This is a genomic window from Methylovorus sp. SPW-M1, from assembly GCF_053848825.1.
The window spans coordinates 870,040-894,650 of the sequence record NZ_CM132626.1 but is presented as its reverse complement, the minus strand read 5'-3'; the positions used below and the strand labels follow the sequence as shown (position 1 = coordinate 894,650).

Genomic DNA, 24,611 nt, shown 5'->3' with positions numbered 1-24,611 from the left:
CCAACCCAACCTCAAGAATAACGGCATGCGCTTTTTCAGACTGCTCAAGATTATCGTCATCACCCTGCGCTACGGCCTGGATGAATTCATCCTCGGCCACAGCCGCTTGCGCCCGGCACAAACGCTGATTCGCGCCCTGCTGTTCTGGCGCCCGATAAGCGCCCCGCGCGGTGAACGCCTGCGACTGGCACTGGAAGCGCTGGGGCCTATTTTCGTCAAGTTCGGCCAGATGCTTTCCACGCGCCGTGACCTGATACCGCTGGATATTGCCGACGAGCTCGCCAAACTGCAGGATCGCGTGCCGCCCTTCCCTTATGAGCAAGCCGCCGCCATCATGGAAGCAGCCTATGGCATGCCGGTGGCGCAGGTGTTTGAGCGCTTTGACATTACCCCCATCGCCAGTGCTTCGGTGGCGCAGGTGCATTTTGCCAGCCTGCCCGGCGGTCGCGAGGTTGCCGTCAAGATTCTGCGCCCTGGCATAGGCACGATCATTGAAAAAGACCTGGCCCTGCTGGATAGCGCGGCATGGCTATTCCACAAAGTATCTTCCGATGGCCGCCGCCTGAAACCGCGCGAAGTGGTCGCCGAGTTCGCCAGGCACATACACAGCGAACTCGACCTGATGCTGGAAGCCGCCAATTGCAGCCTGCTCGGCCGCAACTTCAAGGATAAACGCCTGCTGCTGGTACCGGATGTTTACTGGGACTGGTGTCGCGAACAAGTGATGGTGATGGATCGCATGAACGGCATCCCCATCAGTCAGATAGCCCATTTGCGCAGCATAGGCGTGGATATTCCCAAGCTGGCGCGGGATGGCGTGGAGATATTCTTTACCCAGGTATTCCGCGATGGGTTTTTCCATGCCGACATGCATCCCGGCAATATCCAGGTGGCACCGGATGGACGCTATGTGGCGCTCGATTTCGGCATCATGGGTAGCCTGACAGAAATAGACAAGCAATATCTGGCACGCAATTTCCTGGCTTTTTTCCGCCGGGATTACCGTGAAGTAGCGCGCGCCCACATCGAATCCGGCTGGGCACCAAAAGATACGCCGCTGGAAGAATTTGAAACCGCCATCCGCGCGGTGTGCGAGCCGATTTTCGATAAACCGATCAGCGAGATTTCATTTGGCCGCGTACTGTTGCGCCTGTTTCAGACCTCGCGTCGCTTTGGTGTAGAAATTCAGCCGCAACTCACCATGCTGCAAAAAACCCTGCTGAATGTGGAAGGCCTGGGGCGCGATCTTGACCCACAACTCGATCTCTGGAAAACAGCGCAGCCTTATCTTGAGCGCTGGATGTCGGAACAGATAGGCTGGCGCAGTGTGTTAAAACGCGTACAACAGGAGGCCCCAACCTGGGGAGCCATCCTGCCCATGCTGCCGCGTCGCATTGATGATTTTCTGCAACGCGAGCAAAACCCGCATCTGGTCAAGGAGCTGCATCAACTGCGCCGTCAGCAGCAGCGTCAGACGTGGGTGCTTAGCTTGCTGGCACTGGCGCTTGTCGGCCTGCTGGTACTGGAAGCCGTTCGGTTTTTCTAACAGGTTTTTTATAACAGACAGAATACGCAGCGGGCCTGGTATGACTACCAGGCCCGCTGTGATGAATCCGATTTAAATGACCCAGCCAATCAAGACGATGCGCCGATGGCCGGGGCTCCCACCCAATGTCGCACCTTGGGTACATCCACCCGCAGCAACTCCGCAATATCACGATAATCATCCGGCAAGGCAGCATCATCCCAACCATGCGCAGCATGGCGGGCAAGATTGACCGCCAGCGTGACATTGCGCACCCGCTGTTCACCACTGGCGCCATCTTTCATCAGCCTGAGCAATAGCGGGGGCAATTCGCACACTTCGGCCAGCTGCAGTTGCAAATCCAGCAGACGGAAACCCAGTACCTCCTGTTGCACAGCCTGGCTGCGCAGGGTTTTATCGGCCTGCTGCCGTTCAAAAATCTCCATCATCTTGTCCGGGGCAAAGCACCACATCAGAATTTCGGAAAGATCATGCAGCAAGGCAGCGGTACGGATTTCTTCGGCGTGCAGGTCGTACAGGCGCACGGCCCAATCCAGTGCATAATGCGCGGCTTTATGGGCCCGGTGCACCAAACGCAGCAAATGCGTCAGGGCTGGCAAGTTGTCGTGCAGCACTTCTTCAACGATGGGTTTGGCCGGAATATCCTGAAAAAACTTTTCGGTGCCCAGCATCATGACGATATGCTCAATCTGCACCAGATCTTGCAGCTGGCTTTTGTGCTTGTGCATTTGCATATAACGCAGCAGGCGGAACACCATCATCGGGTCTTGAATCACCACAGAAAAAATGGCACGGCCACTCAGAGAATCTTCATCCAGCTGAAGTCTGGCAAGCTCTCGCGAGGTGTACTTCAGCACCGGGATATCCGCGTGGCTGAGAAAATCTACCCATTCGCTCAGAGATTTATTCGTGTTTGGCATGATGTCGTGGGCTCCTCATATACCTGTAACGACGTTTTTTCAGCACAGTTTAGACTACGATCCATGCAATTCATTAGCATACCGCAGACCGCGCCCTGACATTTCATAAAATAGATGGGGAAACCGCATCAATTAAGGCGCGCAAAATACTCGCCCAAGCATAGTTTTTGCTAGAATCCATGTTGAAAAACAGCCCTCGAAAAACCAGCCTGAACTCGACATGAGACGGCGCACTTTGAGTGGCGAATGCCTTTACTTCCGTCAGTTTGAATGACGGCTTTATCAGGAATAAGGACATGAAAGCGTGCTGATCTGGTTTGTGGTTCTTTATCTGCTGGTTTCCATCAGCATCGGTCTCATTGCAGCCACCCGCGTCAAGAATACCAAGGACTACGCCGTCGCCGGCCGGCACCTGCCATTACCCGTGGTCATGGCAACCGTATTCGCCACCTGGTTCGGCGCCGAAGCCGTCTTCGGCGTTTCCGCCACCTTTGTACAGGAAGGTCTGCGCGGCGTGGTGGCAGATCCCTTCGGCTCCAGTCTGTGTCTGGTGATCGCCGGTTTCTTCTTCGCTACCCAGTTGTACAAACTCAACATCATCACCCTGGGCGATTTCTATCGCATGCGCTACAACCGCACGGTAGAAGTGCTGACCACGCTTGCCATTGTGGTGTCCTACCTCGGCTGGGTTGCCGCGCAGATCAAGGCACTGGGGCTCATTTTCAACATGATCACGCAAGGTGCCGTCAGCCAAGAGGCGGGCATGATACTCGGCACCGCCATTGTGCTGACCTACACTACATTCGGCGGCATGCTCTCCGTCGCCATTCTCGATTTTGTGCAGATGACCGTCATCATCGGCGGCCTGCTCTACATCGGCTACATCGTATCTGGCATGACAGGTGGCGTGGCGCCGGTGATTGATCACGCCCGCGCCGCTGGCAAACTCGAGTTTTTCCCGCCACTGGATATCTGGCAATGGGTAGGCTTCCTCGGTGCATGGATGACCATGATGCTGGGCTCCATTCCCCAGCAGGACGTATTCCAGCGCATCACCTCGGCCAAAAGTGCCAAGGTCGCCATCTGGGGTTCGGTACTCGGCGCCTCGGTCTACTTCTGTTTTACCTTTGTGCCCATGTTTATTGCCTATGCGGCCACCATTATCGATCCCGCCTTCTTTAATGGCCTGATCGCCGAGGACTCGCAGCGTGTACTGCCAACGCTGGTCCTGCAGCACACGCCATTGCTGGCACAGGTGATTTTCTTTGGCGCCGTGCTGTCGGCCATCATGAGCTGTTCGTCAGCCACGCTGCTGGCGCCCTCCATCTCGTTTGCCGAGAACATCGTGCGTGGATTTCTGCCCCACCTCACCGATCGAGGCTTCCTGAAAGTCATGCGTATCTGTTTGATCGGTTTTGCAGGCTGCGTGCTGTTTTATGCGCTGAATTCAGAGCTATCGATTTTTGGCATGGTGGAATCCGCGTACAAGATCACCCTGGCAGGCGCGTTTGTGCCGCTATTCTTCGGCGCCTTCTGGAAGCGGGCCAACAGTCAGGGCGCGCTGGCCGCGATTATCGGCGGCGTCAGCAGCTGGATATTGCTGGAAGTGCTGCTGGGAGAAGACAGCCTGATACCGCCGCAGATGATAGGGCTGGCCGTCAGCGCCATCGGCATGGTCGTAGGCTCCCTGTTACCTCAGAAGATAGGCAAACCTGGCCACACGGAAGCGGAATACCTGCATCGGCATGCGGCTCACCCGCACACGCCAGCAGGCCATGCTGGCCAATCCGGGCATCTGCCAGGTCACTAAAAACTAGGGTTTGGGCTGGCAGCGCGGACAGAAGAAGGTGGAGCGCTGCCCCAGCCGCACGTTCTGGATAGGCGTGCTGCATATCTTGCAGGCCTCGCCTGTGCGTGCGTAAGTGAAGTACTCCTGCTGAAAATACCCCGGATTACCATCTGCGCCAAAGAAATCGCGCAGGCTGCTGCCTCCGGCTGCCAGCGCATCGGTCAGGGTAGCCTTGATCTCCGCGGCCAGTCGGTCACATGCCTGGCGACTCAGCTGGTTGGCAGGCGTTTGCGGATGTATGCGCGCGCGAAACAGCGATTCACTGGCGTAGATATTGCCCACGCCGACTACCAGATGACTATCCATGATGGCATTTTTAACCGGGGCGCTGCGCGTGCGAAACTGGCGATACAGCCAGTCACCATCAAAGGTGGCTTCCAGCGGCTCCGGCCCCAGCACATTTAACAGCGCGTGCTGCGCAGGGTCTGCTCCTGCCCATAACACTGCCCCAAAACGCCGCGGATCCCGCAACCGCAGCACCTGCCCATCGGCAAAATGCAGGTCAAAGTGATCATGCTTGGCGGCAGGCTCATCCTGCGCGAGCAGGCAGATGCGGCCCGACATGCCAAGATGCAGCAAGAGATAACCGGTATCGAATTGCGCCAGAATGTATTTGGCGCGACGCGTGAGCGATTTCAGGGTCTGCTGCGGAAGGGTATGCACCAGATCGGCCGGGATGGGCCAACGCAGGGTGGGATGACGGATGATAACCTTGGCTACCGGCTGGCCGACCAGCGGGGCCAGGCCCCGCATGGTAGTTTCGACCTCCGGTAGTTCAGGCATGAAGCTGCTTACTTGCTGTTGGTGGTAACAGGAGGGTTGAGCAGCGTAAAGCCAAAGTCGGCAGGCAGGTGATACATCATGCCTTCATCCGGGCGACCAAGGATGACCTCAGGCGCCTCCTGGATGCGGTCGAAATGCACCTTGGAGCCATCCTGCAGCTTCACCTCGAACGAGGCATAGCTCGCCTTGCGATCAGGGGTATATGGCTCCACCGATTTGACATCCACATTTTTCCAGTAGGTATCAAACCACTCGTTCATGTCGTTCTGCGTGAGCTTGGCATCCGGTACCGAGGTCGTCCACTTGCCGTCCTTGATGTCCACATTCAGGCGCACAGACTCCCATTGCTCCAGACGGGAAAAATCAAAACCAGCCACTTTCTCGGTAGGTTTCAGCAGATTCTTGTCGATGGCCTCTTCCACCTGCACAGACGCAAAGTCGGAGTAAGAACTGGAGACGAGATACACCGCATCCTTGTAAGCCACATATTGATCACTGCTGACCGGGTTGTAAGTGCCGAACAGGAATTCTTCGTTATCCAGCTTCACCTTGATCTTGGGCTGATCCAGGCCATAACGCCCGAGATCGGTCGCCGGAAATTTATCGTTACTCTCAGCTGCCACGATGGCCAGAATGCGTTGCACCGCCATCTGGTCTGCGCGAGCCTTGAATGGTTTGACGATATGCCAGTAGCCATCAATCTTCTCGAATTCCACGCCAGCCCGGGCCGGAAACTCGATGCTGACATGGCTGAAGCCACCAATCTTGAGATTGGAAATGGCAATGGCCTGCTGGGCTTTCTTTTCCTCCACCGGCTTGGGGCGCAGGTAAAGAAAGCTCACGATACCGGCAACCAGTGCCAGCAGAATCAGATTGACTATCCAGCGCGATTTCATGCCTTGCGTCTCCGCCACCAGATGCTCACACCAGCCACCAGCAAGGCGAGCGGCAGGATGAACTGGAACAGGCCCAGCGATACGCCAAACACAGGGATAAACACCACTTGTGCAGCAAAGTGACCCCAGCCTTCCTTGGGAATGGAGATATTCACGTCCTTGAGGGGTTTGGGCTGAATGGTGATCAGGTTATCGTCACCGGCCAGCCAGTTCACGATATTGATGCCCAGGTCCAGGTTGCCGCCATTGCCAACAAAGGTGTTGGACAGGAAGTTGCCGTTACCGACCACAACTACGCGCTGGCCCTTCTTGCCATACTTGCGCTCCATGGCGACCGCCACATTGATCGGGCCATGGATGTCCTTCTTGTCATCAAAGCTCACCTTGCCATCGATCTTGCCGGTTTCCAGCCAGCCGTTCGGGGCCACTTCCACCAGATGGCTGACTTGCCAGCCATTCTCATCGGTACCACGCGCATCCAGCATGCGCGCCTCGGGGAACAAGGTGCGCAGCATGAAGTTCTTGGTAATCGGGTGCTCACCGTACTGGCTGGCAAAGGCGATCTTGGAATCCGCACCGTACTGGGCAGACGTCAGGTCAATCACCATGCCCGGCGTGATTTCCAGGCCCAGGTATTCGGCAATATTCTGCAAGCCATGGGTGTTTTCATCGTCCAGCAACCACAGCAGATTGCCACCTGCATCCAGGTATTCCTTGATCTTCTTGGCTTCAACTTCCGATACATCCACCTGCGGACTGGCAATCACCAGCATGGCGCCATTGGTTGGCACGCCCTGCGCAATGGTCAGATCAGGATTGGCCAGCTTGAAGCCCTTCTTCTGCAACTGACGGCCAAACTCGCCCAGATCATGATTCTTGATGCCGATCAGGTTGCGCTCGCCATGCCCATCCAGATACATCACGGCACGCTGGTTGGTACGCGACAGGCGCACCAGCAGATTGGTCATGTCCTGCTCAACATAAGGTGGCGTCAGGTGTTCGGTACGCTTGTTGAAGTCCACCACCAGTTCGCCCTCGGCCTTGATACCGGCATCCTGCGCCAGCTTGGGCTCTTCGGCCGGGTTTACCCAGGTGATCTTGATATCAGGCTTGGAGCGCTGATAACGCGAAATGAAATCATTGATGGTCTTGCGATAGGCCTCGTCCTTGGAGACGAACACGGTGATTTCCACCGGACCCTTCATTTGCTTCAGGACATTAACGCTGCCTTCGGTCAGGGTGTTGCGTGAACTCTGTGTGATGTCCTGCGCCACATGGTATTCATGCGACAGATAGCCCAACAGGAAAATAAGAGCCAGAAACAGCAAAACAAACACACTGTTTTGCATGAACAACTGGAAGCGGAGTTTACGATTCGTTTTCATAGGGGTACCCAGTTAGCCGCGCAGACGATCAGCGTCCAGGCGACGCACTGTCAAGGTCAGGAAAGTGACAATAAACAACAGGAAATAAGCCACATCACGTGTATCCAGCAAGCCGCGAGAGAACGGCTCAAAGTGGCGCATCAGCGACAGGTAAGACATGGTGCCGGTAGGATCGCCTGCCATGAAGTTATCCAGCAGCAGCAAGGCAAACAAGGCAATAAAACTGATGATGCCGGCGACTATCGGTTGCTGCGTCAGGCTGGAAACATACAGGCCCAGCGAAGAAAAGCTGGCCACCAGCAGCCACAGGCCTATCACGTTGGCAGCAATATACCCAAAGTCAATCTCAGCCCAGAAATTCAGGGTGGACATCATGGCCGCCAGGAAAAAAATCACAATGGACAGAAACGTAACCAGGCCCAGGAATTTACCAACCACGATTTCCGTCAGCGACAAGGGGGCACTGAACAGGAAGGTCAGCGTCTGCTGGCGACGCTCATCACTGATCAGGCGCATCGACAACAAAGGCACGGCAAACAGCATCACAAACGAAGCAATGCCGAAAATACTGCCGCCGACGAATTCGGTCACGCCAATCCGCTGCTCAGGACGAATAGCCCCGGACATGGTCTGGAAGTATTGTTCGATACCATTCAGGAAGAAGGTACCGAAGACGAATTGCAACAAGGCCAGCACCACCCAGCCCATGGGCGAGGAGAACAGGCTCTTCAATTCTTTTCTGGTGATATTGAAAATCATGACAAACGCTTTCTATCAGCAGAGCGGGCTTAAGTAGCCTGCTCCTGGAAGGTGAGTTGAACGAAGACTTCTTCCAGACTGGTCTGGTCAGGATTGATCTGGTAAAGACCCCAGTTCTGATTAACCGCCGCCTGCACCAGCAATTCGGCCGGGGCGCCGCCTTCGGCATGACGAACACGCAAGAGGCCGCTAGGCAGGGTTTCCACCGATGTGATCCCGGGGATTTTCAGCAATTCTTCATTGGCAGGAGCGCGGCTCAGACCCACCAGGAGGCGGTTGCCATGACGCTGCTGTTTCAGGATATCAATGGAGCCATTGAACACCATCTGACCTTTGTGAATGATCTGTACGCGGTCACAGACCATTTCAACTTCAGGCAGGATATGTGTAGAGAGAATAACGCTGTGCTCGCCACCCAATTCCTTGATCAGGTTACGAATATCACGAATCTGGATCGGATCGAGACCGACGGTAGGCTCGTCCAGAATGACGACCATGGGATTGTGGATGATGGCCTGGGCAATACCAACGCGCTGCTGATAACCCTTGGAGAGATTTTCAATCAGGCGGCCACCCATCTCTGTCAGACCACATCGCTCTTTGGCAATGCGCACGGCCTTTTTGACATGACTGCCACTCACCCGGTGCAACCGCGCCGCAATCGCCAGAAACTCATCGACGGTCAGCTCGCGATAAAGCGGTGGCTGCTCTGGCAAATACCCAATCAGCGCCTTGGCTTCCTTGGGGTTCTCGATCATGTCGATACCACAGATCTTGACGCTACCCTTGCTCGGTGCCAGGTTGCCTGTCAGCATTTTCATGGAAGTGGACTTGCCCGCACCATTCGGCCCGAGAAAACCCAAGACTTCCCCTTTGTTCAGGGTAAAACTCACATCGCGAACTGCTTCGCGCCCCCCATAAATGCGCGTAAGCTCGCGGGCCTCAACGGTTACAGTAGTCATAATTGAAGTTGATACACTCCGGGTGAAGGGCTGCTAAATTAAAAAAACGCCTGACAACTGTCAAGCGTTAGGGGTCATATAGTCAAAGTACATGCAAATAGAATTAAATTCTATTGGAAAGTTCTATCCAAAAAGCTATAGTCAGAAATCATTATGGATGAACTTGCAAACACTGTCACGGACTAAGCATTTAAGCCATCAGCCAGAATTTATCGCAACCACACCGAGTATCGAGAACACTTTTCACTCATGCCTAATCCCCGCAAACTCACGCTAGCTGTTTTGTTAAGTCTGGCCTCCATTGCCAGCCTCTCTGCTCAGGCAGCCGAGCCATCCAAATCAGAATCTGCCAAGTCCAAGCCTGCCCCCGCTCCACAAACCGAGCTGACGGGCGCCTTTGTTTATAAGTATCTGATTGGCGAAGTCGCCGGGCAACGGGGCGATCTCGAACTTGCCAGCTCGATTTTTCTCGATCTGGCCAAATCCAGCCGCGACCCGCGCCTGGCTGAGCGCGCTGCCAAAGCCGCCGTGTACGGCAACAAGCCGCGCCTGGTCACACAAGCGGTGAGCCTGTGGAGCGAGCTGGACCCCAGTTCAACCGAAGCGCAGCAAGCCAGCACCGAATTATTCGTGAATGCGGGCAAGCTCAATGAAGCCAAGCCTTTCTTGCAGAAACTGCTGGCGAAAGAAGACACCCGCGCCAATGGCTTTCTTTACCTGAACAGCCTCCTGGCAAAGCAGACCGACAAAAACGCGGTGCTGACGCTGGTGCAAGAGCTGGCAGCGCCCTACCCTGACCTGCCCGAAGCCCATTTCACTATTGCCAATTCGGCACTTGCTGCTGGCAAGGTAGAGCTTGCCATGAGCGAGCTTGATACCGCAGAAAAGCTGAGCCCAGGCTGGGAAATGAGCGCGCTGCTCAAAGGCCAGATCCTGTATTTGCAGTCGCCAGACGCTGCCATCAATTTCTACAAGCAATTCCTCAGCGCCAATGAAAATGCCAACGAAGTCCGGCTGACCATGGCACGCCTGCTGATCAACCAGAAACGCTTTGACGAAGCCAAACCTGAGTTCATCAAGCTGATTTCCGCGTCCAAGAACAATCCTGAAATCATGGTTGTTGTTGGTCTGCTGTCGATTCAGGCCAATGAACTGGCCGATGCGGAAAAATACTTTCAGGATGCGCTGGCCGCTGGTTTCAAAAACCCGGATCAGGTGTTTATCTACCTGGGCCAAATCGCCGAGAAACAGAATGACGACAAGCTGGCGCTGGCCTGGTACAACCGCGTGAAGCCGGGTGATCGCTATCTGGATGCGCAATTCAACATTGCCGGCATTGTGGCTCGCACTCAGGGCATTGATGCCGCCTTGCAGGTACTGCGCAATATTCCCGAGTTGACCAACGAGCAGGAAGCGCTTTCCATGCAGATGCAGGCCAGCCTGCTCGGCAAGATGAAACGCTATCAGGAAGCTTACGATCTTCTGGGGCAAACCGTTGCAACGCTGCCTAACACCCCCGAGATCATTTACGACTACGCCATGGCCGCCGAGCGCATCGGTCAGTTTGATATTGCTGAAAAAGAACTGCGCAAGCTGATCAAGCTGAAGCCGGATTTTGCCCAAGCCTACAACGCACTTGGCTACAGCCTGGCAGATCGCAACCTCAAGCTGGATGAAGCCCACAAGCTGATCCAGCAAGCCCTCGCCTTGAGCCCGGATGATCATTACATCCTCGACAGCATGGGCTGGGTGCAATACCGCATGGGCAAGCTGGATGCTGCAAGCAATTACCTGCGCCAGGCCTACTCGCAGCAGCCTGACCCCGAAATTGCCGCGCACTTGGGCGAAGTGTTGTGGCACCAGGGCAAGAAGGACGAAGCCGTGCAAACCTGGGAATCTGCCCTCAAGGTATTTCCCGATAATGAAGTCCTGATCAAGACGGCGCAGAAATTTAAAAACTAAATGAACGTGCCTGTCCTTTTGCGGGGGCCGCTCTTTATGGCGGCCCTCTTGATTTCTGCCTGTACCACCACGCCATCGCGCCCGGTGGCCAATGAAGAGGTGCATCGCCTGCACCTTGCCAGCCTGCAAACCCTGCAAGCGTTCGACCTGAAAGGCCGCATAGGCGTGCAGACGCAAAAGCAGGGCTTCTCCGGCGGCTTTACCTGGAATCACCAGCCCGCCACTGACCAGGTGGCGCTATTCTCGCCACTGGGATCGCAAGTCGCGACCATAGATAAAAACCCAGGCGGCGTCACGCTGGTGACCAGCGACCAGAAAACCCTGCGCGCGCAGGATGCCGAAACCCTGACCGAACAAAACCTGGGCTGGCGCCTGCCCATGCAAGGTTTGCATGACTGGGCGCTGGGCCGCCCCACCGCCGCGCCCCATGAAGCGATATGGGATGAACAGGGCCGCCTCACCCGCCTGAAGCAGGATGGCTGGGACATTGAATACAGCCAGTATCAGCGCGTTGGCCAGTACGACCTGCCCCACAAAATTTACATGAAAAGCCTGCAACTGAATCTCAAGCTGATCGTCGAGCGCTGGAATATCGATGACAGCAATGACAACAGTGCATTGCAATCCAATCCATAACGCCATGACCGACTTTCACACCTATCCGGCCCCGGCCAAAATCAATCTCTTCCTGCACATTACCGGTCAGCGCGCTGATGGCTACCATTTGCTGCAGACCGTATTCCGCCTGCTGGATTTTTCCGACACGCTGCAACTGCGCGTGCGCGAAGATGGCGAGGTAAACCGCATTACCGACGTCCCCGGCGTGCCGGCAGAGCGCGATCTGTGCGTGCGCGCCGCCCGCCTGCTGCAACAGCACACCGGCTGCAAGCGCGGTGTCGATATCAAGATTGAAAAGCGCATCCCCATGGGCGGCGGTCTCGGCGGTGGCAGCTCGGATGCCGCCACCATGCTGCTGGCGCTCAACCACCTATGGGATTTGCAGCTCGATCGCCAGACCCTGATCACCCTCGGCCTGCAACTCGGCGCCGATGTGCCGGTATTTGTTTTTGGAGAGAATGCCTGGGCAGAAGGTGTAGGAGAAAAATTATCACCTATCTCCTTGAATCCAGCGTGGTATGTGCTGTTGACGCCACAAGTCAACGTCTCGACTGCTGAAGTTTTTGCGTCGAAGGAATTGACAAGGGATACAAAACTCACGACAATAGCGGACTTTTCAAGGGGCATGGTTCACAACGACCTTGAAACTGTAGTTTGCCAGCAGCATCCCGCAGTCGGCGCCAGTCTGAGTTGGTTAAATCAATTCTCACCGGCACGCATGAGCGGATCAGGCGCTTCAGTATTCATCAGCGTTGATAGCCAGGCAGAAGCAGAAGCAATTCTTGCTCAGGTGCCATCGAAAATAGCGGGTCTTCCGGTGTTTTCATGTGTGGCAAAAGGGTTGGAAAAGCATCCACTTTATGACCTTGTAAAAAACGTGTAGATTTAAGATCAAATGGGGAGTCGCCAAGCTGGTTAAGGCACCGGATTTTGATTCCGGCATGCGAAGGTTCGAATCCTTCTTCCCCAGCCAGAATGCATTAAAAGCGTGTAGCTATACACGCTTTTTTATTTTTTTGACCTACAAGGAATCCCGACTGTGGCCAATGGCGACATGATGGTATTTACCGGCACAGCCAATCCCAAGCTAGCCGAAGCAGTAGTCAGCCACCTGGGTATCGGCCTTGGCCGTGCCACGGTAGATCGCTTTAGCGATGGCGAAGTCATGATTGAACTGCTCGACAATGTGCGCGGCAAGGATGTCTTCGTTCTGCAATCCACCTGCATGCCCACCAACGACAACCTCATGGAAGTCATGGTGATGGTCGACGCGCTGCGTCGCTCCTCTGCTGGCCGCATCACCGCAGCGATTCCTTATCTCGGTTACTCACGTCAGGATCGCCGTCCGCGTTCCGCACGTGTTGCCATTACCGCCAAGGTCGTTGCCAACATGCTCACCAGCGTAGGTGTTAACCGCCTGCTGACCATGGATTTGCACTCTGACCAGATTCAAGGCTTCTTCGATATTCCCGTCGACAATATTTACGCGACCCCTATCCTGCTGGATGATCTGCTGAAGCAAAAGCACGAAAATCTGGTCGTGGTATCGCCCGATGTTGGCGGTGTGGTGCGTGCCCGTGCGGCCGCCAAGCAGCTGGGTTCCGACCTGGCGATTATCGACAAGCGCCGCCCCAAGCCCAATGTGGCCAAGGTCATGAACATTATCGGCGATGTTGCCGGCCGTACCTGTGTGCTGATGGACGACATGGTCGACACCGCCAACACCCTGTGCGAAGCCGCCATTGCCCTGAAAGAGCAAGGCGCATCCAAAGTGGTCGCCTACAGCACCCACCCGGTATTGTCCGGCCCGGCTGTAGAGCGCATCACCAGCTCGCAACTCGATGAACTGGTTGTCACCGACACCATTCCATTGCGCGCCGATGCCGCTGCATGTCACAAGATTCGCCAGCTTTCAACCGCTGAGCTGTTTGCCGAAACCATCCGCCGCATTAGCCGCGAAGACTCGGTCAGCTCGCTGTTTATGGATTAAGTTTCGAGCGCAGAGCCCACAAGGCCCTGCACTCACAACCCTGTTATCTGGTCGCGGATAGCAGTTAATTAAGGAGTAGTACCATGCAAATCGAAATTACCGCCGTTAAGCGCGAAAACCAAGGTACGGGTGCGAGCCGCCGCCTTCGTCGCGCAGGCAAGGTGCCTGGCATCGTCTACGGTGCAAGCAAAGACGCAGTTAGCGTTGAGTTTGACCACAAGGCGCTGTTCCTGGAATTCCGTCACGAAGCTTTCCACGCTTCCATCCTGACTCTGAACCTGGATGGCAAGAAGGAACAAGTAGTTCTGCGTGACTACCAGATGCACCCCGTACGCAACACCATTCAGCACATCGACTTCCAACGCGTAAGCGCTACTGAAAAGCTGCACGTGAAGGTGCCATTGCACTTCATCAACCAGGACATCGCTCCTGGCGTGAAGCTGTCTGGCGGTGTGGTAACCCACATCCTGACCGAAGCTGACGTAAGCTGCCTGCCAAAAGACCTGCCAGAGTTCATCGAAGTTGACCTGGCAACCCTGGAAGCCGGCCACAGCATCCACCTGTCACAAATCAAGCTGCCTAAGGGCGTTGAATTTGTACAACTGGCACACGAAAACGATGCAGCTGTTGCATCCATCTCCGTGCCACGTGGCGGTGCAGCTGCTGAAGAAGAAACCGCTGACGCACCAGCAGCAGAATAAGTTTTTTCTGCAAGCGGCTTAAAGCGCGCGTTCCGAGCCCATCACTGGCACACTCGGACCGCGCGTCTTTATTTATACTGCTGCACAGACAACCCAAGCTGATTTAACCCATGAACGGCATCAAACTCTTTGTTGGCCTCGGCAACCCCGGTAGCGAGTATGAAGACACGCGCCACAATGCCGGTTTCTGGTGGATAGACCGCGTGGCGGCATTATCCGGCAGCAAGCTCGCCAATGAAGCCAAGTTTCACGGGTTGGCAGGCAAACTCAAGCACAGCGGCACAGAAGCCTGGCTGCTCAAGCCCACCACATTCATGAACGCCAGCGGCCGCTCGGTAGGCGCGCTGGCCAAGTTTTACAAAATAGAGCCGCATGAGATCCTGGTGATCCATGACGAGCTGGATATCCCGCCCGGCCAGGTCAAAATGAAAAAAGGCGGCGGCCACGGCGGGCACAATGGCCTCAAGGATATTGCCGCACACCTCGGCACCAATGAATTCTGGCGTTTGCGCCTGGGCATTGGTCACCCCGGCGAACGCGCAGCCGTGGTCAACTTTGTGCTGCATGCGCCAGCCAAGGCCGAAATGAGCCTGATAGAAACCACCATAGAAGATAGCGTGGCCCTGCTCGACCAGCTGCTGGCCGGCAGTTTTGAACAAGCCATGCTCAAGTTACACACCAAACCCAAAGCAGTTTAAGCAAAAAAGGCGAGCCATATGAAATGCGGAATTGTCGGTCTACCCAACGTTGGTAAATCCACCCTGTTCAATGCCATTACCCGTGCCGGTATTGCTGCGGAAAACTACCCCTTCTGTACCATTGAGCCCAATGTCGGCATTGTGGAAGTACCCGATCCGCGCCTCAAACCGCTGATCGACATCGTCAACCCGCAAAAAGTACAACCCGCCATTGTCGAGTTCGTCGACATCGCCGGTCTGGTGGCAGGCGCCTCCAAAGGCGAAGGCCTGGGCAACAAGTTCCTCGCCAACATCCGCGAAACCGACGCCATTGCTCACGTGGTGCGCTGCTTTGACGATGGCAACGTCGTGCACGTCGCAGGCAAGGTAGACCCGCTGGACGACATCGAAACCATCAACACCGAGCTCGCCCTTTCCGACATGGAAACCGTAGAGAAAACCCTGCAGCGCGAAGGCAAAAAAGCCAAATCTGGCGACAAAGAAGCCATCGCCCTGTGCGCCGTACTCGAAAAAATCCAGAAATGGCTGGACCAAAGCAAGCCCGTGCGCACCCTGGGCCTGGATGCCGACCAGCTGCAACTGATCAAGCCTCTGTGCCTGATCACCGTCAAGCCAGTCATGTATCTGGCAAACGTGGACGAAAGCGGCTTTGAGAACAACCCGCTGCTGGACAAGGTTGTGAACCTCGGTAAAGCAGAAAACGCCCCCGTGGTCGCCATCTGCGCCAAGATCGAATCCGAAATCGCCGATCTGGAAGACGAAGACAAAGCCATGTTCCTCACCGAACTCGGCCTGGAAGAGCCCGGCCTGGATCGCGTTATCCGCGCCGCCTACAGCCTCCTCGGCCTGCAAACCTACTTCACCGCCGGTGTGAAAGAAGTGCGCGCCTGGACCGTAAAACGCGGCTCCACCGCCCCGCAAGCCGCAGGCGTCATCCACACCGACTTCGAACGCGGCTTCATCCGCGCCGAAGTCATCGCCTACGAAGAGTTTGTGAAAAACAAAGGCGAGCAAGGCGCCAAGGAAGCCGGAAAAATGCGCCTGGAAGGCAAGGAATACATCATGCAGGATGGCGACGTCGTCCACTTCCGCTTTAACGTGTAATTCGCCGCCAGGCCAATAAAAAAGCGCAGTTTGGCTTTGACAAAGACCCGCTCAGAAAATACAATAGCGGGCTTGTTTCAACAGTACCCGGTGATGTAGCTCAGCTGGTTAGAGCACAGGATTCATAATCCTGGGGTCGAGGGTTCAAGTCCCCCCATCACCACCAAATAAAGAAAAAGGCCTCCCAATCGGGAGGCCTTTTTCATTATCGACTAGCGTGTGGTTTACATATCAGAACTGGCCACCCACCCCTTTAAACTTCTCAACGAATGCAGCTATCTTTTGAAACACGCTCTGCTTTTTAGTCAGGTATTGCGGATTCAAAGGGCTCATTTTCGGCAGAATGCCATTTAACTCTGTCCCGTTCTCGCTGGCAAACTCGCGCTTTAGCGAGGTCGCAATATAACGCTTGGCAGCCTCTGCATTCAGGCTTTCGCTGCTGATAAGTTCCTCTGCCTCACGTTGTTGCTCCGCTTGCGCGAAGGTAAAGAATGCGTCAATCACGCTGGCCTTATCGCCAATCTGGTCCAAGTCAGTTTGATTTATAAAATCAACCAACAAGCCTTCTTTGGCACGGCTCCCCAAGCTGGCACGAATCACCCGGCGAACTTCATCTACAAGGTCTGATTTATTTTTGGTTTTCTTATTGTGCTCAAAAATCAGCTCCAGAATGTAATCCAGGTTAATTTCCTGGGACTTAAGCAAGTCCACCTCAAAGACCACATCATCCCAGTCAATAGTGGACTTTTCCTTCTCGGCAGACGCTTTTTCCCGACGCAGCCAATCGCGAACATCGTTGTAAGTTGAACGATAGTCTTGAATTTTCCGCTCAGACGGAATCTTGACCTCCTGCAGCGCTGCAATATCGTCATCACTCAAATAGTGCTTGGCCTTGAATGCTTCAACTGCTGCAAGATCGCTCATATCAAGGTTTTGCAAAGCCTTCAGACTGGCAAACTCGTCATAGTTCTGCAGCACATTTTCCACGCGCAAATACTCGCCGAACAGCTTGGCGAAAGCCTTTTTATCAGCTTCCCGTTCAATGGAGGCGGGATCAGGAAAGCGTCGTTCCAGCTCATTTACCACCTCTACAAAACCGCGTCTAGCTTCACCGGTGGCCACATCGGTGAAGCCCTCCATGTATTCCTTGTAGCTCTTTTCCAGCACCAAATTCTTGGTGTTCGTATCACCAAACAAGGTAATGGCATCAATAGTCGCCTGCTCCAGGTCGCGGAAGGTGACAATATTGCCGAAGGTTTTTGTCGCATCATAAATACGATTAGTACGTGAATAGGCCTGCATCAATCCGTGGTAGCGCAAGTTTTTGTCGACAAACAAGGTATTCAGCGTGGGGGCATCAAAGCCCGTGAGGAACATGCCCACGACAATTAGCAGGTCGATTTCTTTAGCTTTTACTTGTCTGGCTAAATCGCGGTAATAGTTTTGAAAGCCATTGCTATCCACGCTGAAGTTGGATTTAAAAAGTGCGTTGTAGTCTTCAATGGCCGCACTCAAAAACTCCTTGGCGCTGCTGCTCATGGCAGAAACATCAAAACTTTCATCCTGAATATCACCAATGGCATCCTGCTCCTCGTTTGCGGCAAACGAGAAGATGGTGGCAACTCTCAAAGGCTTGTCGCTATCCTTTTGCAACTCCTTGAACGACTCGTAATACAGCTTGGCAGCGTCCACACTGCTAACTGCAAACATAGCGTTAAACCCCTTGTTGCCTGCTTGCAGACGGTGGGTCTTCTGCTGGAAGCTGTTCAAGATGTACTGGGTAATCTCACGGATGCGGTCAGGGTGCAACAAGGCCTGCTTATTTTCCGCCGCGCTGAGCTTTTTAATATCCTGCTCAGTTTCAATGGCCTTGAACCGAGGACGCACATCGTTGTAATCCACCTTGAACTTGAGCACTTTTTCATCTCGAATCGCATCGGTAATCACATACGAATGCAATTTACGGCCAAACACGCTGGCGGTAGTTTCGGCGCCCAGTGCGTTCTCGGGGAAGATAGGCGTACCGGTAAAGCCAAATTGGTAGAACTTCTTAAATTTTTTCTTCAGGTTTTTCTGCGCTTCACCAAACTGGCTGCGATGGCACTCATCGAAAATAAACACGACTTGCTGGTTGAAAACAGCCAAGTCGTTTTCACTTTTCATCAGGTTATTTAGCTTCTGAATGGTCGTGACAATGATCTTATTGTCATCCTTATCCAGATTGCGCTTAAGTCCAGCGGTGCTGTCAGAGCCATTCACGCTGTCCGGCGAGAACCGTTGGTATTCCTTCATGGTCTGGTAGTCCAGATCCTTGCGGTCCACCACGAAAAACACCTTGTCGATGAAATCCAACTCGGTGGCCAAGCGCGCGGCCTTGAAGCTGGTCAGCGTCTTGCCGCTGCCGGTGGTGTGCCAAATGAATCCACCACTTTCCGTATTGCTCCAGTTTTTGGCTTGGAAAGCACTGTTGATTTTCCACAGAATGCGCTCGGTGGCCGCGATTTGATAAGGACGCATTACCAGCAAGGTGTCGCTAGCATCAAACACCGAATAATGCAGCAACACATTCAGCAGCGTGTTTTTCTGGAAGAAGGTGGCGGTAAAGTCTTTCAGGTCTTTGATCAGATTATTGTCCGCCTTGGCCCAGTTCATGGTGAAGTCAAAGCTGTTTTTATTGCGCTGCGTGGTGTTGGCAAAGTAACGGGTATCGGTGCCATTGGATATTACAAACAACTGCAAATACTTGAACAAAGAATTCTCGCTGTTAAAGCTTTCCTTGCTGTAGCGATGCACTTGGTTGAACGCCTCACGAATGGCTACACCGCGCTTTTTCAGCTCCACTTGCACCAGCGGCAAACCATTTACCAGTATTGTCACGTCATAGCGATTGGCATGGCTACCGGCCTGCTCAAACTGCTTGATCACCTGCACCTTGTTGCGGGCGATATTTTTCTTGTCTAGAAGATAGATGTTCTGGATGCGACCATCGTCAAACACAAAGTCGTGAATGTAGTCATCGTGTATTTTTCGCGTTTTTTCGACTATGCCATCGCTGGGCTTGTCCAGAAACGTTTCCACAAAGCGCAACCATTCGCCATCCGCAAACTGCACATTATTGAGCAATTGCAGCTGCATACGCACATTACCCAGCAGGGCTTCAGGCGTGTTCAGGCTAGGCTGCTCATAACCCTGATTAACCAAATCCTGAATAAACTCACGCTCTAGATCACCCTCACTCTGGTAACTTTCTGCGACCTTCCATTCTGGAGCGTACCTATCCAGCACGATAAAGTTTTTCGACTCCGCGATGGGGGTGTATTCGATCATATATTTTATTCCTGCCAAAATTGATGACGATTGATAAGGTGCTTTACCAACTTATCCAGAAGCTGTTTTTCCTCTGGCTTAAGAGGTTCTACTTCTTCTGCTGCATGCTTAGAGTGACTTGAAAAGTTCACAATTCGCTTTGCATATGAATTAGGCAAACCATCGTCAGTTTCTGGTAGAAGATGCTCCCACCTTTTGTATCCAAGAAATGTTGCTGTCTTTTCCAAGATATTTCGGAGCAGATTGAAATGATATTTTTCAATCTGATCGTTTGTTATTGCCTGTTTAAGCTGCGCGATCAAGTGAAGGTGATATGCAAATGGTGAATCATTTGGTTGCTCGACTAAACTGAAACTCCCATCACCACTTTTCTCCAAGCGTGACTTGCTAAACCATTTTGATTTCCAGCTGTAGCGTTCGGTTTTTTCATCACTACCAAACTCGTTGCAGAGCACATTAAAGAAAAGTGGGTTGTGCGTTGTAATGATGAACTTGACATCAGATTTGTTTGATTTTACCAACTGCGCCAAATCCACAGCCAACTCGATTAGATGATTGTCATCTAGTGAACTAACAGGATCGTCAATGAACACATACTCTAAATTATCAAATGAGGTTGATTCAGGATAATCAGGTTGCACATCGTTAAGCGTAGAAATCGCCAGCTCAATCAGAGTGTAAAAAATGCTCCAGATGAAGTTGCTCTCTTCGCCTTTGGAAATTTTCAGACTTCCCGATTTGTTCGCATCGCCCCGCTCCATTGTAAATGTGACTTCAGAGAAGGCCTTTATCGTTATCTGTTTTTCACCTTCACCTTTTTCTGTGCGCTCAACGTTAAAGTGAGGCGTCAACTTATTGTCGGCATAACGCTGAAAAGTCGTGATGACGTTGATATCTTGACCTTGATCCTTCAGTACCCAATCCGTAAAGGTATTAGGCTGAATTTTAAGCTTAGGCTCTGCGTCATTCGCCAAGTCGTTGTCCCAATAAAACAAGTCGTCGGTAAAAGCGTTGTAATACAGGATTTTGTTGCGCGACAACTCCGGCGGATACTCTTCATTGCCATCACTCTCGGAAACGAAAAGCTGCTTAAACTCTCGTGAAAGGCGGGTTTTACCTGTGCCATTGAAGGCGTAGATCAGCTGCACCTTTTTGTTGGCGCCTTTCAGCTGCTCGGCGATTTCAGGTAGCGTATTGCCCATGTTATGCCTCTACCTCGTCCGGTTTCGAGAAGGTCAGCAGCAGATCGCGGTAATGCTCGTATTGTTTCTGGCGCAGTTCTATTTCGCGCGGCAAGCCGTCGCTGATGGAGCTAGTCAAGGCATCGAATTTATCCAAGATATCGACGATTCGCTTCTTATCTTCTGGAGATGGATTCGGAATGCGAATGCTTTCGAGGCTCTTCTTATTCAACTTTGGCTGCGCTGCTCCCGATATGTAGGGCGTCAAGTCGATACTGTTCAAGTAATATTCAACGTACTTGCGCTCAGCATATGTTTTGAATTTCAGTACGTGAGCGTGATTATTCACCCAACTCTTTCCGCTAATGCTAAATGCGATTGGCGTGTTTCGCGCCAACAAATTCGCCCCATCCTCGGAAACAAGTAAAAGGTCGCCATCAAAGATGTAGTCTTTAACATAGTCAACGATCCCCGAGGCTCCGTAATACGGAATATCACCTGGCTCTCTTAGTCCACCAGTGATTGGCTTTCGCATTGAATCGAGATTCTCTGCAAGAACCCCAAGCGTCTTCCACTCCACCTCATCGTCTTCAAAACTCAGCACCTGATCGCGATAGTAGTTGTATTGTTTTTTACGCGCTGTAAGCTCCGCTGTAAGCTCCGCTGTAAGCTCCGCTGTAAGCTCCGTGAAATTGTCCAGAATACGGACAATTTCGGCTTGGATTTCAAGCGATTTTTTTTGGTTTTGTGGGCAAGGGATGGGAACCTTTTTGCTTGTGTAGCTACCGATCCACTGACGTTTGTGGTCGCCATCAACCAATTCGCTTGGCAATGTGTTCAGCCAATAATAAATATATTTAAGTAGGGCCTTACCTTTATCGCTGGATGTGATCATCTTCATGGCTGATGATTTGACCTTAAAGTCAAAGTCAACCCATTTATTGGCCGTCGTGAAGTCATCAAAGATGATTACGGGACTTTCTGAAGCCTTATAGATGCCATCAACTTCGTCCGTATACCCAAGAACGAATGTCTTGCCAGCCGTCAGAACAGGAGTCTCGAAGTCGTCATTGTAGTTTTTTGCAGTCACAATGTATTTGGTTGGCTGTTCATAGTTCGTGAGGTCGCCAAGTGGCAGCCACTCCACTGCCACCCCATCCAGCAACTTTTCCAAAAAGCGTACGCCACTCATGCCTCGTCTCCCTGCAGTTCCCGCTCAATCTGTTCAATGCTGGGCAAGCAGGTCTGCAGTCCCGCTGGCAGCGATTCGGCCAATTTATATTCAGCAATGCCCATGGGCTGGGTTTTGTCGCCCAGCGCGTATTCAGCCACCACCTTGTTTTTGCTCTTGCACAGCAGCAGGCCTATGGTGGGGTTGTCGTGCTCACTTTTGACCTGGCGATCCACTGCCGTGAGGTAAAACCCAAGCTGGCCCAGATGCTCAGGCTTGAACTTGCCGGCCTTGAGCTCGATCACCACATAGCAGCGCAGTTTGAGGTGATAGAACAGAAGGTCGATGAAGAACTCATCGCCGCCCACATCCAGCAGCACCTGCCGCCCGACAAAAGCAAACCCCGCCCCCAGCTCTAGCAAAAACTCAGTGACATGCTTGACCAGAGCATGCTCAACCTCGCGCTCTTGCGCCTCCTCGGTCAGCCCCAAAAAGTCAAAGCGGTAGGGGTCTTTGATGGACTCCAGCGCAAGGTCTGACTGTGGCTTGGGCAGGCTAGCTTCAAAGTTGGTGACGGCGGTGCCGCTGCGCTCGTGCAAGCCGGTTTCGATCTGCATGACCAGTACATTGCGCGACCAGTTGTTTTCAATCGCCTTGGCGGCATACCACTCGCGCTCTGCTTGGGTTTTCAGCTTGGTCAGTAGCACCAGATTATGACCCCAGGGCAATTGTCCAACAGCCTGTTGGACAATTTCAGCATCTGGCCAGCTTGCGGCAAAAGCGCGCATATACATCAGGTTGGCACGCGAGAAGCCTTTCATCTCGGGAAAGGCCGTGCGCAAGTCATGTGCCAAGCGCTCTATAACCTTGGCGCCCCACCCTTGCTCGGCCTGCCGCGCCAGAATATCGCGGCCAATCTGCCAGTACAGCAGCACCAGCTCGCGGTTGACGACCAATGTGGCCCGCTGTTGGGCGCTGTGTATGCGTGCTTTTAGCTCAACCAGCCAGTCAGTATACCCTGCAGGGGTTGGTGTCAGGGCGATGGGTTGATCACTCATGCGTCCAGCTCCTCGCCTTCGATTTCCGCCACAATGGCATCTATGTCTTTGCGCAACTGGTCGATCTTGGCGACCGTGGTTTTCAGCTCCGCATTCAGCTTTGCAATGTCCACGACTTCACGTTTGTCCTCTGCCTCTATGTAGCTGCTGACTGACAGGTTGTAGTCGTTGGCAGCAACCTGCTCAAATGGCACTGACTTGGCAAAGTGCTCAATACTCTGCTTGCTGTCAAACGCTGCCATGATCTGTTCAATGTGTGCGTCCAGCAGCACGTTGTTGTTGGTTTCTTTTTTGAATAAGCCGCTGGCGTCAATGAACTGGGTGGTGGTGTCGGTTTTGTGTTTGGACAGCACCAGAATATTCACAGCAATGGTGGTGCCGTAGAACAGATTGGGCGCCAGCGAAATCACGGTTTCGACGTAGTTGTTATCTACCAGGTATTGGCGAATTTTCTGCTCGGCACCGCCCCGGTAAAAAATACCTGGGAAGCAGACAATCGCAGCACGGCCTTTGCTGGAAAGATAGCTGAGTGCGTGCAACACAAAGGCAAAGTCAGCTTTCGATTTCGGTGCTAGCACGCCAGCGGGTGCAAAGCGCTCATCATTGATCAGGGTGGGGTCGTCTGAGCCTTTCCATTTCACCGAGTATGGCGGATTGGAGACGATGGCATCGAAGGGTTGATCATCCTGAAAGTGTGGATTTGTGAGGGTATCGCCTAGCTGGATGTTGAACTTGTCATAGTTGATGTTATGCAAGAACATGTTCATCCGCGCCAGGTTGTAGGTGGTGTGGTTGAGTTCCTGACCAAAAAAACCATCTTCAATAATATGCGAATCAAAGTGCTTTTTAGCTTGCAACAGTAGGGAGCCTGAGCCACACGCGGGATCGTAAATCTTGTTAACGCTGGTTTGCTTGTGCATGGCAAGCTGGGCTATCAAGCTGGAGACATGCTGCGGGGTAAAAAACTCGCCACCCGATTTACCGGCATTAGCGGCGTAGTTAGAGATGAGAAATTCGTAAGCATCGCCAAACAAGTCAATCTTGTTGCCATGAAAATCACCAAAATTCAGGCCAGCAACGCCTTTGAGCACAGCCGCCAAGCGAGTGTTTTTGTCCTTGACGGTATTGCCCAGGCGGTTACTGGTGGTGTCAAAATCGGCAAACAAACCTTTAATGTCCAGCTCAGAAGGGTAGCCGTTGGCTGAGCTTTCGATGGCTGCAAAAATGGTGGCGAGGTCAGTATTCAGTTTCTCGTTGGTATTAGCATTGGCAACCACGTTGACGAACAGCTGGCTGGGGTAGATGAAATAGCCCTTGGTTTTGATGGCATCGTCTTTGATTTCGGGGGTGATGACACTATCGGGCAGCTCAGCATATTGGATGCTGTCGTCATCGGCTTCAATGTAGTTAGCAAAGTTTTCGCTGATAAAGCGGTAAAACAGTGTACCGAGAACATATTGTTTGAAATCCCAGCCATCGACTGCGCCACGCACATCGTTGGCGATTTGCCAAATCTGGCGCTGCAGTGCTGCGCGTTGTTGGGCACTTGTCATTTGTTTCTTTCCAATATCAATACGTAATTACAAGGGAGCGGTAATTTAAGACGTTGTAACGCTTTTTTATTTTACGGGAGGCTTGGCTCTGGCAATAGAGAATCTCCCACTACACCGACTTGTGTGAAAGCATCAAACCCGGAGCAAG

20 protein-coding genes and 2 tRNA genes are annotated in these 24,611 nt (G+C 53.1%); 11 read left to right on the top strand and 11 right to left on the bottom strand.

Features of this window, described 5'->3' with window-relative positions:
* Positions 1-25 precede the first annotated feature (25 nt).
* Positions 26-1,546 carry a ubiquinone biosynthesis regulatory protein kinase UbiB gene (gene ubiB / locus ACWWD9_RS04205; protein WP_455867811.1) on the top strand — a complete coding sequence of 507 codons (1,521 nt, stop codon included), beginning with the start codon at positions 26-28 and terminating at the stop codon, positions 1,544-1,546.
* A gap of 89 nt (positions 1,547-1,635) precedes the next feature.
* On the opposite strand, the gene ACWWD9_RS04200 is transcribed toward ubiB, so the two are convergent.
* Positions 1,636-2,466, bottom strand: coding sequence for an HDOD domain-containing protein (locus ACWWD9_RS04200; protein WP_455867810.1), 831 nt, complete (start codon positions 2,464-2,466; stop codon positions 1,636-1,638).
* A gap of 304 nt (positions 2,467-2,770) precedes the next feature.
* Between ACWWD9_RS04200 and ACWWD9_RS04195 the strand changes: the two genes are divergently transcribed.
* Positions 2,771-4,276 (top strand): sodium:solute symporter family protein, encoded by a 1,506-nt coding sequence (locus ACWWD9_RS04195; protein WP_015830595.1) that lies wholly within the window; start codon positions 2,771-2,773, stop codon positions 4,274-4,276.
* Positions 4,277-4,279: 3 nt separating this feature from the next.
* On the opposite strand, the gene mutM is transcribed toward ACWWD9_RS04195, so the two are convergent.
* From mutM to ACWWD9_RS04170, 5 genes are read right to left on the bottom strand one after another with little or no spacing between them, the layout of a single operon-like run.
* Complete coding sequence (mutM, locus tag ACWWD9_RS04190) at positions 4,280-5,098, bottom strand: bifunctional DNA-formamidopyrimidine glycosylase/DNA-(apurinic or apyrimidinic site) lyase (protein ID WP_455867809.1); 819 nt, start codon at positions 5,096-5,098, stop codon at positions 4,280-4,282.
* Between the two features lie 8 nt (positions 5,099-5,106).
* Positions 5,107-5,994 (bottom strand): DUF4340 domain-containing protein, encoded by an 888-nt coding sequence (locus tag ACWWD9_RS04185; RefSeq protein ID WP_455868134.1) that lies wholly within the window; start codon positions 5,992-5,994, stop codon positions 5,107-5,109.
* The gene (locus ACWWD9_RS04180; protein WP_013442803.1) at positions 5,991-7,379 is read right to left on the bottom strand and encodes a GldG family protein; all 1,389 of its coding nucleotides are present in this window, start codon (positions 7,377-7,379) and stop codon (positions 5,991-5,993) included. Before ACWWD9_RS04180 ends, ACWWD9_RS04185 begins: the two co-directional genes overlap by 4 nt.
* A gap of 12 nt (positions 7,380-7,391) precedes the next feature.
* The gene (locus ACWWD9_RS04175; protein ID WP_015830598.1) at positions 7,392-8,138 is read right to left on the bottom strand and encodes an ABC transporter permease subunit; all 747 of its coding nucleotides are present in this window, start codon (positions 8,136-8,138) and stop codon (positions 7,392-7,394) included.
* A 29-nt stretch (positions 8,139-8,167) separates the two neighbouring features.
* On the bottom strand, positions 8,168-9,100 hold the full coding sequence (locus ACWWD9_RS04170; RefSeq protein ID WP_455867808.1) for an ATP-binding cassette domain-containing protein: 933 nt from the start codon (positions 9,098-9,100) through the stop codon (positions 8,168-8,170).
* 249 nt (positions 9,101-9,349) lie between these two features.
* Here ACWWD9_RS04170 and ACWWD9_RS04165 point away from each other — a divergent pair, with 249 nt between their 5' ends.
* The 9 genes from ACWWD9_RS04165 (at position 9,350) to ACWWD9_RS04125 (ending at position 16,339) form a co-directional block, all read left to right on the top strand.
* The gene (locus tag ACWWD9_RS04165; protein WP_455867807.1) at positions 9,350-11,062 is read left to right on the top strand and encodes a tetratricopeptide repeat protein; all 1,713 of its coding nucleotides are present in this window, start codon (positions 9,350-9,352) and stop codon (positions 11,060-11,062) included.
* On the top strand, positions 11,063-11,698 hold the full coding sequence (gene lolB / locus ACWWD9_RS04160) for a lipoprotein insertase outer membrane protein LolB (protein WP_455867806.1): 636 nt from the start codon (positions 11,063-11,065) through the stop codon (positions 11,696-11,698).
* A gap of 4 nt (positions 11,699-11,702) precedes the next feature.
* Positions 11,703-12,563: a 4-(cytidine 5'-diphospho)-2-C-methyl-D-erythritol kinase gene (gene ispE / locus ACWWD9_RS04155; protein WP_455868133.1), complete on the top strand. Its 861-nt coding sequence runs from the start codon at positions 11,703-11,705 to the stop codon at positions 12,561-12,563.
* Positions 12,564-12,576: 13 nt separating this feature from the next.
* Positions 12,577-12,653 (top strand) — tRNA-Gln (locus ACWWD9_RS04150).
* An 81-nt stretch (positions 12,654-12,734) separates the two neighbouring features.
* On the top strand, positions 12,735-13,670 hold the full coding sequence (locus tag ACWWD9_RS04145; protein ID WP_159356154.1) for a ribose-phosphate pyrophosphokinase: 936 nt from the start codon (positions 12,735-12,737) through the stop codon (positions 13,668-13,670).
* Positions 13,671-13,753: 83 nt separating this feature from the next.
* The gene (locus ACWWD9_RS04140; protein ID WP_013442810.1) at positions 13,754-14,371 is read left to right on the top strand and encodes a 50S ribosomal protein L25/general stress protein Ctc; all 618 of its coding nucleotides are present in this window, start codon (positions 13,754-13,756) and stop codon (positions 14,369-14,371) included.
* A 110-nt stretch (positions 14,372-14,481) separates the two neighbouring features.
* Positions 14,482-15,069, top strand: a complete 588-nt coding sequence (gene pth, locus ACWWD9_RS04135) for an aminoacyl-tRNA hydrolase (protein WP_013442811.1) — start codon at positions 14,482-14,484, stop codon at positions 15,067-15,069.
* Between the two features lie 18 nt (positions 15,070-15,087).
* Complete coding sequence (ychF, locus tag ACWWD9_RS04130; RefSeq protein WP_159355251.1) at positions 15,088-16,173, top strand: redox-regulated ATPase YchF; 1,086 nt, start codon at positions 15,088-15,090, stop codon at positions 16,171-16,173.
* 89 nt (positions 16,174-16,262) lie between these two features.
* Positions 16,263-16,339: transfer RNA gene (locus ACWWD9_RS04125), tRNA-Met, on the top strand.
* Between the two features lie 65 nt (positions 16,340-16,404).
* On the opposite strand, the gene ACWWD9_RS04120 is transcribed toward ACWWD9_RS04125, so the two are convergent.
* Genes ACWWD9_RS04120 through ACWWD9_RS04100 form a run of 5 tightly spaced genes read right to left on the bottom strand, consistent with a single transcriptional unit; the run spans position 16,405 to position 24,463 of the window.
* Positions 16,405-19,500: an HsdR family type I site-specific deoxyribonuclease gene (locus tag ACWWD9_RS04120; protein WP_455867805.1), complete on the bottom strand. Its 3,096-nt coding sequence runs from the start codon at positions 19,498-19,500 to the stop codon at positions 16,405-16,407.
* A 5-nt stretch (positions 19,501-19,505) separates the two neighbouring features.
* Positions 19,506-20,702, bottom strand: coding sequence for an AAA family ATPase (locus ACWWD9_RS04115; protein WP_455867804.1), 1,197 nt, complete (start codon positions 20,700-20,702; stop codon positions 19,506-19,508).
* Between the two features lies 1 nt (position 20,703).
* Complete coding sequence (locus tag ACWWD9_RS04110) at positions 20,704-21,873, bottom strand: restriction endonuclease subunit S (protein ID WP_455867803.1); 1,170 nt, start codon at positions 21,871-21,873, stop codon at positions 20,704-20,706.
* Complete coding sequence (locus ACWWD9_RS04105) at positions 21,870-22,910, bottom strand: PDDEXK nuclease domain-containing protein (RefSeq protein ID WP_455867802.1); 1,041 nt, start codon at positions 22,908-22,910, stop codon at positions 21,870-21,872. The genes ACWWD9_RS04110 and ACWWD9_RS04105 overlap by 4 nt, the downstream gene beginning before the upstream one ends.
* On the bottom strand, positions 22,907-24,463 hold the full coding sequence (locus ACWWD9_RS04100) for a type I restriction-modification system subunit M (RefSeq protein ID WP_455867801.1): 1,557 nt from the start codon (positions 24,461-24,463) through the stop codon (positions 22,907-22,909). The genes ACWWD9_RS04105 and ACWWD9_RS04100 overlap by 4 nt, the downstream gene beginning before the upstream one ends.
* Positions 24,464-24,611 lie beyond the last annotated feature (148 nt).